Source organism: Aquimarina sp. AD10, assembly GCF_003443715.1.
Taxonomy (GTDB): domain Bacteria; phylum Bacteroidota; class Bacteroidia; order Flavobacteriales; family Flavobacteriaceae; genus Aquimarina; species Aquimarina aggregata.
This window is the reverse complement of the sequence record NZ_CP031965.1, coordinates 1,221,429-1,236,532: the sequence shown is the minus strand read 5'-3', so window position 1 is coordinate 1,236,532 and position 15,104 is coordinate 1,221,429. Positions and strand designations below refer to the sequence as shown.

Annotated in this window: 15 protein-coding genes; 10 read left to right on the top strand and 5 right to left on the bottom strand. The window is 30.8% G+C overall.

Annotated features, from left to right (window positions below; genetic code table 11):
• Positions 1–6: 6 nt before the first annotated feature.
• A complete protein-coding gene (locus D1816_RS05265; protein WP_147405076.1) occupies positions 7–2,208 on the bottom strand; it encodes an OmpA family protein in 2,202 nt (733 codons plus the stop codon).
• Between the two features lie 384 nt (positions 2,209–2,592).
• Here D1816_RS05265 and D1816_RS05255 point away from each other — a divergent pair, with 384 nt between their 5' ends.
• The 4 genes from D1816_RS05255 (at position 2,593) to D1816_RS05240 (ending at position 6,739) form a co-directional block, all read left to right on the top strand.
• The gene (locus D1816_RS05255; protein WP_118501448.1) at positions 2,593–3,078 is read left to right on the top strand and encodes a histidine phosphatase family protein; all 486 of its coding nucleotides are present in this window, start codon (positions 2,593–2,595) and stop codon (positions 3,076–3,078) included.
• The gene (gene ppk1 / locus D1816_RS05250) at positions 3,078–5,183 is read left to right on the top strand and encodes a polyphosphate kinase 1 (RefSeq protein ID WP_066309573.1); all 2,106 of its coding nucleotides are present in this window, start codon (positions 3,078–3,080) and stop codon (positions 5,181–5,183) included. Before D1816_RS05255 ends, ppk1 begins: the two co-directional genes overlap by 1 nt.
• Before the next feature lie 5 nt (positions 5,184–5,188).
• Positions 5,189–6,088 (top strand): Ppx/GppA phosphatase family protein, encoded by a 900-nt coding sequence (locus tag D1816_RS05245; RefSeq protein WP_118501447.1) that lies wholly within the window; start codon positions 5,189–5,191, stop codon positions 6,086–6,088.
• A gap of 87 nt (positions 6,089–6,175) precedes the next feature.
• The gene (locus D1816_RS05240) at positions 6,176–6,739 is read left to right on the top strand and encodes a porin family protein (RefSeq protein ID WP_066309584.1); all 564 of its coding nucleotides are present in this window, start codon (positions 6,176–6,178) and stop codon (positions 6,737–6,739) included.
• A 25-nt stretch (positions 6,740–6,764) separates the two neighbouring features.
• Here D1816_RS05240 and D1816_RS05235 read toward each other — a convergent pair whose 3' ends face one another.
• Entirely contained in the window at positions 6,765–7,409 is a 645-nt protein-coding gene (locus D1816_RS05235; RefSeq protein WP_118501446.1) for a Crp/Fnr family transcriptional regulator, read from the bottom strand.
• Between the two features lie 254 nt (positions 7,410–7,663).
• On the opposite strand from D1816_RS05235, the gene D1816_RS05230 reads away from it, so the two are divergent.
• The 6 genes from D1816_RS05230 to D1816_RS05210 all read left to right on the top strand — a co-directional run bounded on the left by D1816_RS05230 (position 7,664) and on the right by D1816_RS05210 (position 13,265).
• A complete protein-coding gene (locus tag D1816_RS05230) occupies positions 7,664–8,209 on the top strand; it encodes a DUF4440 domain-containing protein (RefSeq protein WP_118501445.1) in 546 nt (181 codons plus the stop codon).
• A 146-nt stretch (positions 8,210–8,355) separates the two neighbouring features.
• Entirely contained in the window at positions 8,356–9,633 is a 1,278-nt protein-coding gene (locus tag D1816_RS05225; RefSeq protein WP_199729956.1) for a hypothetical protein, read from the top strand.
• Positions 9,634–9,640: 7 nt separating this feature from the next.
• Entirely contained in the window at positions 9,641–9,919 is a 279-nt protein-coding gene (locus tag D1816_RS25960) for a phosphopantetheine-binding protein (protein ID WP_066309599.1), read from the top strand.
• Positions 9,920–10,069: 150 nt separating this feature from the next.
• Positions 10,070–11,656, top strand: coding sequence for a class I adenylate-forming enzyme family protein (locus tag D1816_RS05220; protein ID WP_118501444.1), 1,587 nt, complete (start codon positions 10,070–10,072; stop codon positions 11,654–11,656).
• Positions 11,657–11,658: 2 nt separating this feature from the next.
• Positions 11,659–12,537 carry an alpha/beta fold hydrolase gene (locus D1816_RS05215; protein WP_066309612.1) on the top strand — a complete coding sequence of 293 codons (879 nt, stop codon included), beginning with the start codon at positions 11,659–11,661 and terminating at the stop codon, positions 12,535–12,537.
• A gap of 2 nt (positions 12,538–12,539) precedes the next feature.
• Complete coding sequence (locus D1816_RS05210) at positions 12,540–13,265, top strand: DUF6733 family protein (protein ID WP_066309614.1); 726 nt, start codon at positions 12,540–12,542, stop codon at positions 13,263–13,265.
• A gap of 51 nt (positions 13,266–13,316) precedes the next feature.
• Here D1816_RS05210 and D1816_RS05205 read toward each other — a convergent pair whose 3' ends face one another.
• From D1816_RS05205 to D1816_RS05195, 3 genes are all read right to left on the bottom strand, one after another.
• Complete coding sequence (locus D1816_RS05205; RefSeq protein ID WP_066309616.1) at positions 13,317–13,898, bottom strand: tRNA-(ms[2]io[6]A)-hydroxylase; 582 nt, start codon at positions 13,896–13,898, stop codon at positions 13,317–13,319.
• 159 nt (positions 13,899–14,057) lie between these two features.
• Entirely contained in the window at positions 14,058–14,747 is a 690-nt protein-coding gene (locus tag D1816_RS05200) for a hypothetical protein (protein ID WP_118501443.1), read from the bottom strand.
• Positions 14,748–14,757: 10 nt separating this feature from the next.
• Entirely contained in the window at positions 14,758–14,970 is a 213-nt protein-coding gene (locus D1816_RS05195; protein ID WP_118501442.1) for a hypothetical protein, read from the bottom strand.
• Between the last annotated feature and the right edge of the window lie 134 nt (positions 14,971–15,104).

Genomic DNA, 15,104 nt, shown 5'->3' with positions numbered 1-15,104 from the left:
TGCAAATTACATGATAACGAAACTAGAACGTCTATTCTTTTGATATTCGTCTTCAGAACAATCCTGTCCATCTTTACAATCATTAACAGGTCTACTTTCTCCAAAACCTCTATATGATAAGATTCTGTTCTTAGAAATGTTTTTACCAATTAAATAGTTATAAATAGATTCTGCTCGTTTTTGAGATAATGTTAAATTATAATTCTCACCACCACGACTATCAGAATGTGTTTCTATTTTAATAACCATTTCAGGATAATTCTCGGTCATAATACTCACAACTCTGTCTAATTCTTTAGATCCTTTAGCAGTAATATCCCATTTATCAAAATCAAAATAAATTTCATTCAGATTAATAAGATCATTAATAGTTTTACTAAGTTTTATATCAGAATTTAATGATGATTTTGGAGGTTTGTTGGATTTTAATATATCATTTGGTTTAATACCTCCACTGTCAGAATTATTTGATCTTTTTGTATTGTCGTAATCACCAGGTTGCACTTGTGCAACTTGACCTTCGAGCTTCTTTTTAGGTAACTCAACTAAACGGTTAGCAAAAGGACAATTGAGATTACTAACATCTATTGCTAGTTTAAATTGATAATAATCTGGTAAATCACACTTGTTAATGTGATTGTAACCTTTAGAGTATTTTATAGTTTCATTTAGTGAACCATTAAACTCTGCTGTAACAGGTTGATCTACTACTAAAATATCATCAATAGATTCAATAGACTCACAAGTAGTATCTACTATTACATTGTAACTAATATCGAATGGTTCACTATCAATTTTTACCATTTTGTTAGGTATAGATAGTGTTAGCATTCTTGAAGATTCATCAAATTTTACCTTAATTTTTTTAGAAGGTAGTACTAAGGATTTTCTTGAAAAGATAACATTTTTAGGTAAGATATCTTTAATGATAGTATTCTTAGCATTGTCATTACCATCGTTATATACGGTAAGTTTGTATGTTATTTCCTGATCAGGAGCTAGAATATCGTTAGGATGAATGAAATTGCCATTGTCTGTATATTTTGATCGTTTCAAAACATGTATAGCAGGTTCATATATATCTACACTAAAGGCTACAGCCATAACAGAATATCCATCATTGTCCGTAGAGAGTCTAAATTTAGCTTCAGTTTGATTGTTTCCAATAATACTATTTCTTATGTTTTTGATATCAAAAAGATCAGCATCATATCCTAAAGTATTCTGACTTGCTGGAACCCTTGTTTTAACATTTCTACCATTCTCAGTAATATTGGCATTAAAAAAGTTATTCATTGGATTAGTACCATCTGCAAGACTCTTATATTTATTAGTCTCATTAGACATTACCTGAAAACGATCTCCTCTAATTCCTTTGTCTCCTTCAAAAGCAATTACACCAATTCTCCCGTGAACGCTTCCGTTAGGTATTGTTTGGAAATTATCAAATGAAAATGCAACAGGTTTAGCTTTAGAATCAATATTTACAAAACCATCATAGACATAAAATCTTTTTCTTGGTTTCGTATCGTCTTCATAAATAACGACCATAGTCCAACCACCCGTTAAACCATTTCCTAGCGTTTGATCATTGTTAACAGCAGAAGTCGTAGCTGGTATATTTGCTAAAGTATATGTTCCTAGAGGGTTATCTAATTTTAAGACTTCGCTTGTAATATCTTTATAACATGAGTATTGCTTAAATAAGGCATCAGCATCATTGTAATAATCATGAATGATTTGTCCTTCTGTTATAGTTGTATATGATTTTTGACCAGGGTATTTTATTTTTACTGAGGTAATATCATGTGCTCTATTCTCATCAGCATAAGCTGCGGTCCAATACAAGCCAACATGTTTAATGGCATTACATTCGGCATCTATTACTAAATCAGCACTACTAGAATTAAATGTAGAAGGATCGTTATCTATATCAATAAACCCCATCTGGAATTGATTGTTCAAACCACCGTCGTTATAACTTTTATTAGGATTAAATATACCAGTTCCATCATCGTTACTTACTTTTCCTAATATAGTGTTTGAAACAAACTTAAAATCCCCTTTAAAAGTAAACTCTGTACGTTTCTTTAGGGGTACCTCTACTTGGCTATGCATCATTGAAGAACAAAATACGCATAACAAGATAAGTAGGTTTCTGTATTGAAATCGTCTAAGATTTCCTTTCATAATCATGTCTTTTTCCACTTCTTATTTTTTTTAACCCTAATAATATTATGATAAATTTGTGTACATAATGTTCCGGGAAAACATTTTTAATTGAGGGAAAACCGTATGTAAAGTTAGATTTTAACATTTGATTTTTTAAGAAAAAAAAGAGTTTTTCGACATAATCTCTTTTTTTTCCGATTAAAAACATATCTATATGATGTTCATTTTCATTGATTTAGCATTTTTTTAGATTACTTTAACATTTCGACATATACTTTAATTGTACACGTACACTAAGTGCTTTTTTGTATATAAAATAAATAAAATCCATATTTATATTCTAATATTTAAGAATTGTAAAATCGAATTCTTAAACTTGTAATTAATAACGTATTTATAGTAAATAATTGTAGTAAGCTCATGAAAACTTTATATATGATTAGGCATGCAAAATCTTCTTGGGAATTTGACGTGTTAGATGATAAAAGACCACTTAATCAAAGAGGCTTAAAGGATGCGGATTTGGTAGGAGAAGCCCTGAAAAAACAGGTAAAGCCAGTAGGTTTGGTGTTGTGCAGTCCAGCAGAAAGAGCACATACTACAGCAAAAATAGTTCTTAGTCATCTCGATTTGCCTAAAGAGATATTGGTTTTAGAATCTGATCTTTATGATTTTGACGGAAGACAAGTGATTGAGGTTATAAAAAATTGTAACGATACAATAGATACTTTAATGATTTTTGGACATAATCATGCATTTACATCAATAGCAAATCTTTTTGGTAGTGAAGTTATTGATAATCTACCTACTACTGGTGTTGTTTGTATTGAATTTGATACAAATAGCTGGAAAAATGTAAATGTAGGAAAAACCGTATTAATTATTACCCCAAAATCCTTAAAATAATGTCAGAAACTCGTACTAATCAATATATTAATAGAGAATTAAGTTGGTTACAATTTAATGCTAGGGTACTTCAGGAAGCTGCCGATGATACTGTTCCATTAGTAGAAAGGTTGCGGTTTATTGGTATTTTCTCGAATAATTTGGATGAATTTTTCAAAGTACGTTATGCTACTATTAAAAGGATTGATTTAGCTGGAAAAGATGGAAAAAATGTACTAAAAGGAACTACAGCTAGTAATTTACTGGAAAAAATAACAAACATTGTTATTAAACAACAAGCAGAGAGTCTCAAGACTATTAATACAATTAAAGACAAATTAGAGCAACATGATATTTTTATTATAAATGAAAATCAGGTAACACAAGATCAAGACGCATTTATTCGTAATTATTTTGTTAGTAAGGTTAGCCCGGCATTGGTTACTTATATTTTAAATGATCTTGATAAATTTCCACATCTTAAAGATAGTGTAGCCTATTTAGCGGTCAAACTTGTTTTAAAACAAAAAGTTCCTAAAGAAGGTAGAATTTCAAAAATTCTACAACAAACAGCAAAGGAACGAATTTATGCATTAATAGAAATACCAAAAAATACAGATCGTTTTGTTGTGCTTCCTAAAAAAGATGGAAAACAATACATTATTATCCTCGATGATTTAATACGATATTGTATGCATATCAATTTCAGTATTTTTGATTATGTAAGTGCATCTGCTCATATGATTAAAATTACGAGAGATGCGCAACTTGATTTTGATAATGATTTAAGTAAAAGTTTTATTCAAAAAATTTCTAGTAGTGTAAAGTCTAGAAGAGACGGAGAACCAGTGCGGTTTGTTTATGATAAGCATATAGAAAAAGATACTCTTGATTTTTTAATGAAAAAAATGGGAGTTGATAATACAGATAGTATAATTCCCGGAGGAAAATACCATAACCGTCGAGATTATATGAGCTTTCCGGATTTAGGGAATAGGGATTTAATATACCATCCTATTACTCCATTAGCTATCCCTGGATTGGCACTACAAGGTAGTCTTTTAGATAAAATCGCAAAAAAAGACTTTTTGCAATATACACCATATCATACTTTTTCGTATACAGTTAAGTTTTTAAGAGAAGCCGCCATTGATCCGAAAGTGAAGAGCATTAAAATAACAATTTATCGATTAGCCTCTATATCCCATATAGCCAGCTCACTCATCAATGCTGCAAAAAACAGCAAGAGAGTTACAGTTCAAATAGAACTGCAAGCACGTTTTGATGAAGCTGCAAATATTCGATATGCAGAAAAAATGCAGAGAGAAGGAGTTAATTTGATTTTTGGAGTTACAGGACTAAAAGTACATTGCAAAGCTTGTGTTATAGAACGAGAAGAAAAAGGTAAACTAAAAAGATATGGTTTTATAAGTACAGGAAACTTTAATGAATCTACGGCCAGAATATATACCGATTATACATTGTTTACTACAAATGAATCAATACTAAAAGAAACGAATAAGGTTTTTAAATTTTTTGAAATCAATTATAAGATAAACAGATACAAACATCTATTAGTTTCTCCACATTATACTAGATCTTCATTAATCAAATTAATTGATAAAGAAATAAAAAATGTAAATGAAGGTAAACCAGCAGGTATTAGGCTAAAATTAAATAGTTTAAGTGATTATGATATGATTGATAAGCTCTACGAAGCAAGTAGAGCGGGTGTTAAGATAGATTTGATTATACGAGGAATTTGTTGCTTGATTCCGGGAATACCTGGAATGAGTGAAAATATCAGAGCAATAAGCGTGGTAGACAAATTTCTAGAACATCCTAGGTTATTTATTTTTACGAATGCTGGTGACGTTAAGGTTTATATTTCATCAGCCGATTGGATGACAAGAAATTTAGATAGAAGAGTTGAAATTTCTTGCCCTATTTATGACAAGGATATTAAGGAAGAACTTATGGATACTTTTGACATTTGTTGGAATGACAATGTAAAAGGAAGAAGGCTTTCTAAAGATCAAGATAATGCGTACATTCGAAACGATAAGGATAAGGTTAGATCACAAATAGCCACTTATGATTATTATTTAAAAAAACTTGCAAACTAACTATTTTGTTGACTATAGAAAAATATGGAGCCATTGATATTGGTTCTAATGCCGTAAGATTATTAATTAGTAGTATCCATGAAGAAGAAGGACAGACTACAAGATTTAAAAAAACAAGCCTTGTTCGCGTACCTATACGTTTAGGTGCAGATGTTTTTAAATCAAATAAAGTATCAGAAGCAAACATTGCCAGAATGATTGATGCAATGCAAGCATACCAACTTTTAATGAAAACTCATAATGTGATAAGCTATAAAGCTTGTGCTACTTCTGCTATGCGAGAAGCAGAAAATGGGAAAGAACTGGTAGCCTTAATCAAAGAAAAGACAGGAATACAAATTGATATTATTGATGGTAAAGATGAAGCCGCAATTATTGCTATGACCGATCTTCATGAGCTTATTAATAGAAATGAAACCTATTTGTATGTTGATGTTGGAGGAGGAAGTACCGAGTTTACTTTATATCATAATGGAAAAAGTATAACATCTAGATCTTTTAAATTGGGAACTGTAAGATTGCTTAATGGATTGGTTTCAGAAAATGTTTGGAACGAAGTAGAGTCATGGATTCATGAAAATACATCAAACTATTCTCGAATATCTCTTATAGGATCTGGTGGTAATATTAATAATATCTTTAAAAACAGTGGAAAAAGTAACGGTAAACCACTTTCTTTCTTGTATTTAAGTTCTTATTATAAATTGTTGAATTCATTAACATATGAAGACAGAATTTGGCAATTAAATTTGAATCAAGATAGAGCCGATGTAATTGTTCCCGCCACTAGAATATATCTTTCTGCTATGAAATGGAGTAGAGCAAGAGAAATTTATGTTCCAAAAATAGGGTTGTCGGATGGGATTATTAAGTCTCTTTACAATGACAAACTTAATAATCGTTAAAAAATATTTCTACTTCGTAATGTCTCCTTTATTTTTTAAGTCATTAATTTGTGTTAAATTGTACTCAATAACCTATATTTTTATGCTATGAATAAAAAATTACATTGTCTTTCGATTTTATTAATTTTTGGAATTTTAACATTACAAGCTCAAAAAGAAGCCAGTTATGGAATTCGACTTGGAGCAAACCTGAGTTCTATTAGTTCTGATGATATTCCTGATTCTTTAGAAGATAGCCGTTTTGGAATAGTTGCAGGTTTTTTGGCAGAATATCCAATAACAGAAAAAATTAGTATTCAACCAGAATTTCAATTCTCTTCTTTGGGAAATGACGATGAAACATTACGTGTAGATTATTTGCAATTACCTGTATTCGTAAAATACAATTTCGGTTCTAGATTTAATATACATATTGGGCCACAAATTGGGTTAAAAATATGGGAGTGGGAAGATAATAATGGTAGTGAAGCTAATTTTAATACATTTAATTTTAGCGCTGTTGCTGGTGTAGGTGTGAACCTAACAGAAAACTTTTTCGCTGATTTACGATATGGCTTTGGATTATCAAATGTTTTTGATGATGAAGATCTTCCTATTAGTTTAGATGGAAATACAAGAAATATACAACTCTCTTTTGGGTATAAACTATAAGAACCTTTTAAGAGATTTTTTATAATTACTTATAATGCTTAAAAAAATCTTTTTTAAGCATTATATTTTTTTGCTGGTATTCAATCAATAAATTGTTTTTTAACTTATTGATTAATTTATTGGTTGTAACTCTGGTGGTTCGAATATAATTTGATATCTCATCTTGATTTAAGGGCATATCTATAATAATGTTTTCTTCATTATCAGATAAATGATCAAACTTATCTTTAAATTCTTTTAATACATCGACTAGTCTTTGTTCTGCCGAATTATTACAAAGAACTTTTATTCTTCTTTCCATTTCAGAGAACTGTTTTCCTATAATTGACAATAGATCAAACTCCGTGTGTTGATCTTTTTCTATAACTCTTTTTACACATTCAATATCAAATTCACATAATACCGTTTCCGAGTTTAAAGATTCGCAAATATAATTAGGGTGAAACTCTTCTAAAATAAGATTGGCGCCGAAAACTTGTCCAGAGGTTAATATAACAAGTATCATTTCTTCACCTTGTTCTGTGAGTCGACTAATTTTTACGATCCCATTTTCTATGAGGTAGATTTTTTTATCATAGTATTCAGAGGCTGTAATGATTTCTTTTTCACAATAATAGCTGCGTCTATATTCCTTAGATTTTATAAGAATATTAAATAATTCAAGGCTCATAGAAAACAACGATCTTACTCTTAAGTTTTTTGTAATATTTCATTTGAAATGTTAAAATAATATGATGTTAACATAAAATTTGACGTTTGATTATTAGTTACACATATTTTTTTTATGGTAATTATGTCGTTCTATTGTTTTCTTAATTAAAATAAACTAGACTTTATGTTAGAAAATTTATATCAAAAATTAGGTGCCTACTATAATTTCGAGTTTCACAAATAATTATTATTAACTCATAACTCACACAAGAAATGAAGGCAATTAGTTTAAAAAAAGTAGTACCATTACTCGTTGTTTGTGCAATAGCATGTTTGCTATTGTCATTTGTCACAAGTAATAACTCTAAAAACCCGCAAATTAGTTATAAGGACTCTGTAGTAAGCTACTATGGTAATAAGTCTATAACTGATAAAGATCTTTTAAAAGAAGCAAAATTGATTGACATTGCAGATCGTCGTTTTGAATCTAAATGGGTAAACAAAGATCCCAAAGGAATTTCTGAAGAATACACTACTACAGGAGCTGTATTTATGAAACCAGGAACCAAGCCTAGACTTGGTAGAGCAGAGATTGAGAAAGAATTTTCTTTAAGCGTAAAATCAGTTGATCGTGTAGAATTCTTTCAAGATGAACTGCAATTTTTTGGCGAAATGGATGTAGCATTTCAAAGGTGTCATATGTTGGGATACGTGAATACAAACAAATCACCAATTTTTGAAGGTTCTTATGTTATTCTTTGGAAAAAAGAAAATGGAGCCTGGTTAATTGAGTATGATATGTTTAATTCTGATAAATAGAATTCATATTTCTTTTCAAACAAGAAAACCACAGACAAATTAAATTAAAACCTATAACCCCAGAGATGTGCTTATTTATATAATGTAATAAAGCACTTCCCTTATGCACCCAAAAATGATTTGGTTGCAAATAATTATTAATAAAAATGAATAAAAATAATTCAGAGATATTATCTGCTGTACAAAAATTTGGCACACCATCTTATATTTATGATGGAGAGAAACTAGTACAAAATTATAAGAACTTAGTCAATGCTTTACCTGAATGTGTTGATGTATTTTATGCTTTAAAAGTAAACCCAAATGTATCTTTAGTAAAATTGTTAAGGTCGAATGGAGCTTGTACCGAAGTATGTTCTATAACAGAAATGGAAATTGCTCTTAAGGCTGGCTCTACACCAGAAGATATAGTATATCTAGGACCATGTAAAAAAGATTATGAACTTAAAAAAGCAATCGAACTCAATATTTTTGCTATTGTAATTGAATCTGAGATAGAATTAAAGAGAGTATCAGCATTTGCAAAAGAAATGGATGTTATAGCTAATGTAGCGATACGAATCAATCCAGACTTTTCTGCAGAAGGTTCGCCTTGGAAAATGGGAGGACGACCTACTCATTTTGGTATTGAAGAACAACATGCGATAGAAAATTTTCAGGTGTATTTAGACACACCAAATATTAATGTAAGAGGAATTCATGTATACAATGGTACAAACATTCTTGAAGCGAAATCAGTGTATGAAAACACTAAGTATATTTTAGAGTTATATGAGACTATAGTTCGAAAATATAATTGCAAATTTACGATGGTTGATGTAGGAGGAGGAATGGGAGTACCATATTTCCAAAATCAGGAAGAATTAGATACTCAAGAATTTAGAAACCTTATGGTACCTCTTTTTACAAATTTTAATAAGAAATATCCAGAAACAAGGATTATTATGGAATCTGGAAGGTTCATCATAGGAACATCAGGATGTATGGCTGTTCAGGTGAATAATATGAAGACAAATCATGGCAAAATTTTTGCCGTAACCGATGGCGGAACAAATTGTCATTCTGCCGCGGCTGGTTCAGGAAGAGTGGTCAAAAGAAATTTTCCTATGGAAAACATATCAGCACTACCTACTGCACAAGAACATAAGTACCAAGTATCTGGACCTCTTTGTAGTCCTGATGATATAATTGGTCGAAATATCCAACTTAAAGAAATTAATGTATTAGATATCTTATTAGTTAAATTATCTGGGGCGTATGGACCTACATCTTCACCAGGGCTTTTTCATAGTCATGGGTACCCTGCAGAAATATTATTATATCAAGGAGAATCCTATTTGATTAGATCAAAAGACTCTACAGACGATATCATTAATAAACAAATAATGGTTGATTTTAAAAAAAATGAATTAATCCTTAACTAATTACAAAATGGATACAAATAAAATTTTAGATATTATAAAAGAAGGATTACTAGATAGTATTCCAAATATTACAAAAGAACAAATCTTATTAGATGCGCATCTTAAAAATGATTTAGGAATAGATTCACTTTCATCAATGTTTTTTCTAACATACTTAGAAGATAATATCGTTGGTTTTGAGGTAAATGCCGATACCATAGAAGCTAGGCATTTTAATACATTACAAACCATTTTTGAGTACGTACTTTCTGAAATGAACATTAAAATCCCAGTATTAAATACATAATAACTTCTGTTTTTTATCTGTACAACAAACAGATAATGATCTTAGAAGCTTTTATTCTTCATACATATGGTCTCAATAGTTATCATCATTTTGACGATAACTATTGAGATATACATAGAGGTTAAATAATCAATTTAAAAATATTAAAAAATGATACCAAAAATGCAAAATTTCTTGGCAGAGACAGTACGTCTATACCCTAAAAGTATAGCTGTTCAAACTGCGGGAGAAACATATACATTTTCTGACATAGAACATCGATCTAATGAATTAGCAACCTATTTACAAAATTTAGAGATTAGTAGAGGAGATAGGGTAGTAGTACTATTAGGAAATACAATTGAAACAATAATATCGTTTTGGGCAATTTTAAAAGTAGGAGCAATTGTAATTCCTGTAGGAGTAGAGCTTAAATCAAATAAGATAGAATATATTTTAAAAGATTCTGGAGCAAGTGTATTAGTAACAAATAACGAGATTTCACTTAAAAATAAAAAGATATTTCTCTCATCAGGACTTAAAAAAGTTGTTGTTCCACACAAATCAAACGAACTTATAGAAGCATTGTTTGAGGATTATTATGATGTGTTAAAAACAAATGGTCAAACTTTAAGAAAATCGAACTTGATAAGTATTGACTTAGCTGCAATTATTTATACTTCTGGTTCGACGGGAGAACCTAAGGGAGTTATGTTATCACATCAAAATATGATTACGGCTACAAATTCACTAAATGCGTATTTGGGATATCAAAAAGAGGATAAAGTATTGTGTGCATTGCCTTTGTCATTTGACTATGGTCTATATCAAATGATAATGAGCATTTCTAGAGGAGCTACATTGGTACTAGAAACAGAATCAACATGGCCTATATTTCTCTTAAAGAAAATAGTAAAAGAGAAGATTACAATACTGCCAGCAGTACCAACAATGGTAATGTTATTGCATGAGCAAAACAAAAAATACCAATTAGATTTATCAAGTATTAGATTGGTTACAAATACGGGAGCAGCTCTTACAAGAAGTAATATAGAAATGATAAAAACTTCTTTTCTGAAAGCACAGATATTCTCGATGTATGGTCTTACAGAATGCAAAAGGTGTACGTACTTACCTCCAGAAGATATTGATCTAAAACCAGATAGTATTGGTATTGCAATACCAAATACTGAATTATGGTTGGTCGATGAAAACAACGATAAGATAGTTACGCCCAATACGATAGGACAGCTAGTTATACGTGGTGCAACAGTTATGCAAGGATATTGGAATAAACCCGAAAAAACCGCTGAAAAACTTAAGCAAGGAGTATATCCAAATGAAAAAGTATTGTATACTGGGGATTTTTGCTCATTTGATATTGATGGATACCTTTATTTTAAGGGTAGAATGGATCATATGATTAACTCAAAAGGTATTAAAGTAAGCCCTAAAGAAGTAGAGGATTATATCGGAAATATACCAGAAGTTAATGCAGTTGTGGTCACTGGAGTTCCACATTTAGATTATGGAGAAGCATTGTTTGCATTCGTAGTGCTAAATGAAGGACAATCTATATCAGAAAACGATATTATAACTGCATGTGCAAAGAACTTAGAAGTGTATAAGGTTCCAGAGTATGTGAATATTATCCAAACAATTCCAAAGACACCTAATGGTAAATTTAATGTTATTGCACTAAAAGACCAAGCATTAAAAACTGTTGCTACTAATAATACACAAATAGCACATACATAATCATGGAGTTAATATTTGATATAGAGGGTCTTAGACTAAAAGCTAAAACCTGGGGGGATATTAGTGGCACTCCAGTATTAGCAATTCATGGTTGGTTAGATAATGCTAACACCTTTGATAAATTGGGGCCATTACTTTCTTCTGATTTGTATTTGGTTGCCATTGATTTAGCGGGCCATGGCTTATCTGATCATAGATCTGTGAACAGCGCATATTATTTGTGGGATTACGCTCGAGATATTATTAATATAACCGAAATACTTGGATGGAAAAAGTTTACCATTCTGGCACATTCTATGGGGACAGGTATCGCTTCTATAGTTGCAGGATCGATGCCTAACCTAATAGATAAACTAATTTTTATTGACGGGTTAGGAGCTCCTTTTGTAGTAGAACAAGAGAATATTGTTTCAAACTTTAAAAGGTCTATAAAGCAGTTAAAAATGGCAAAAAAAACCAAGTTATATGGTTTTTCTTCTTCTAATGAACACCAGTTTACTACAAAAGAAGAAGCGGTACATGATAGAATGAGTACAAGTATAGGAGCAATTTCATATGAGTCGTCATCGTGCCTTACAGAACGGTCTTTATATAAGACACCTAAAGGATATCGTTGGCGTTATGATCCACGAATTGTACTGCCAGAATGTTATAGAATGACAGAGGTACAAGCACAACTGTTTATTCGAGAAATCACATGTGAAACATTAATAATTTTGGGAAATCAAGGACTCTTTTCCGATGGAATGTTCAATGAAAGACTCAATGAGTTTAAGCATCGTGAAGTACATTGGATTGATGGAGGTCATCATCTTCATTTAGAAGATAAACACAATGAAATAGTCACGTTAATCAAACAATTTTTACAAATAGAATTTTAATTATGAAAAAGTATATAATACTAATTTTAATAAGCATACTTACGCTATGTAGCTTAAATGCACAAGAAACCGAAGAAGAAAATAAAGCAACTTTTGCAACAAAAATTATCCATAATAGTGTTGCAGGGTTTTATCCAATTTTCTTTGGTAATTTTGAAACCAATAAAAACTATGATATAACATTTTATACTATTTTTTGGACAAACCCAGCTTTTGGAAACTTACAGTCAGGGAGTGATTTGTTATTAGAAACTTCAGTAGGTTTAGGGTTTAAATTCTTAAATAATTCATTATATGTAAATCCATCTTTTGGTATTACGAGTGGTAAATTTTCTTCAAATAGTACAGGAACTAAAATAGCAGAAGGTGTTGTGCCGAGTCTCTATATTAATTATCAGAAAGGATTACTAGACTTTGAAGGTTACATTGCCTATTACAAGTCAATTAGAGAAGATGATGATATCATTACCAAAGATTATTTACTGAATTGGATGGCTCCGGGAATAAATGTAAACAAGCGAATTGTTTTGGGAGCTTTTTATGAATCATTTGGAATTACACGGCAAGAAGATGCAGATCCCTTGTTAGTATATCAATGGTTAGGAGGCTCTGTTAAATTAAAATTTGATAAAGGAATTGCATTTAGAATTTCTGCAGGAGCCACTCTCAATACTGACGCAGGTACGTCAGATGAATTCTATAAGGTTTCAGCTTTTATTCCGCTATAAATTATAGTAAAACTAAAAACACCAAATTATGTACATAATTTGGTGTTTTTCTTATCCATGTATGGTTTCATTTTTACTTAACCCTTTCATGATTTCTGCTTCATAAACCAGTAGTTCTTCCCACTTTTTATCTACTTCTTGACGTTCACCATATTGTCTGGCAAAGTTTAAAAACATAGTATAATGATTGGCTTCACTAACCATTAAACTTCGGTAAAAATCGGCAAGTTCTTTATCTTCTAACTCTTCAGACAATAACTTAAAGCGCTCACAGCTTCTTGCTTCAATAAGAGCAGCATAAAGTAATCGATGCACGAGTTGCGTAGTTCTACTTCCTCCCTTCGGGAAAAAAGTAACCAATTGTAAAACATATTCATCTTTTCGATCTCGCCCAAGTATCCAACCGCGATCGATGATTTTATCATGTACCATTTTAAAATGACTAATCTCTTCTTTTACGAGCTTAGTCATTTCTTGTACCAATTCGGTGTATTCTGGAAAGCTTACAATTAGTGATATTGCTGTCGACGTTGCCTTTTGCTCACAATAGGCGTGGTCGGTTAGTATTTCTTCAATGTTCTTTTCGACGATATTCACCCATCGTGGGTCTGTAGGAAGTTTTAAACCGAGCATTTTTTACTATTTGAATTACAATGTAAAATTAACTAAAACTAATGTTAACTCTCGATATAAGTACTGTTAAATAAATGTACCCAGTTAAAATATAAAAAAGATAGTATCAATAAATTCGCTTGGTAAGTTATAGATAACTTATGCTACTAAATAAGTAAATCAATTATTATTTTCTTTTTTAGAATCGAGCTTTAATAATTTTTCTTCTCCTTTGGTAATACCAGATTTTACTTTGCTAACCCTGTTCTCGTGTTTTTTTAGTTTTTCTTCAATTTTTGTCAATTTGGCCATTTTTTCTGAGTATTCTTCTTCTGTAATTTCTCCGGCTTCCTTTTGTGATAGTAATCGGTTTTTTGTTTTTTCGATTTTATCTGTTCCTTTGCTATTTCGCTCTTCTAGAAAGGTTAACCTTTCTTTTTTGTTTTCTATTCTATTTTGAACCGCATTGACTTTTTCATTTTTGAATTCAATTCTTTTTGCTTTAATCTCTTCTCTTTTTTCTTTTGCTGATTCTTTAAAAGCACTTAATTTTTGTTTTAGATCTGGGTTTTCCTTTAGATAAGCCTTTTTTTCTTCGGGAGTCATCCCTTTCATTTTTTCTTTGTGCTCTCCTAAAATGGCATTCTTTTCTGCTTTAAGCTCTTTTTTGGCTTCTTTTATTTCAGTTTTTTTAGCTTTTATTTGTTCTTTCTTCTCCTTCATTTCGGTACGCTTGACCTTCATTTCTTTTTTCTGTTGCTTGATGGTCTCTTTACGTTGCTTGGCAACTTCTTTTGGTTTTTGTGCATGGGCAGTCCCGATAAAGCCTATCATCAACACGGCTATATATAAATACTTTAAGATTTTCATGATTTTGATTTTATAGATTGTCTAGTTCATTTAAAGCATCATCGATTTCTTTCGCTTCTTTTTCAAGGGATTCAAAATCTTTATCAATTTCTTGTTCAACAGCTTCTACTTGTTTATTTAATTCTGCTTCAGCTGCCTTTTTCTTTTCCTCTTCAGCTTTTTTATCGACGCAAGCCAAAGAAAAAAAACTTACTCCCATGAGGATTAAAAATATTTTTTTCATAATAATAGTGGTATAGGTTATTATTATTCTAAGATACTTAATTTTTGATTAAAATTTTACGTAAAGTGTTTTGTTTTAATGAGTTACGGTAGTGTTGGTAACGTTTGTGTGTTTTTACCATAACAGTCAGTTAA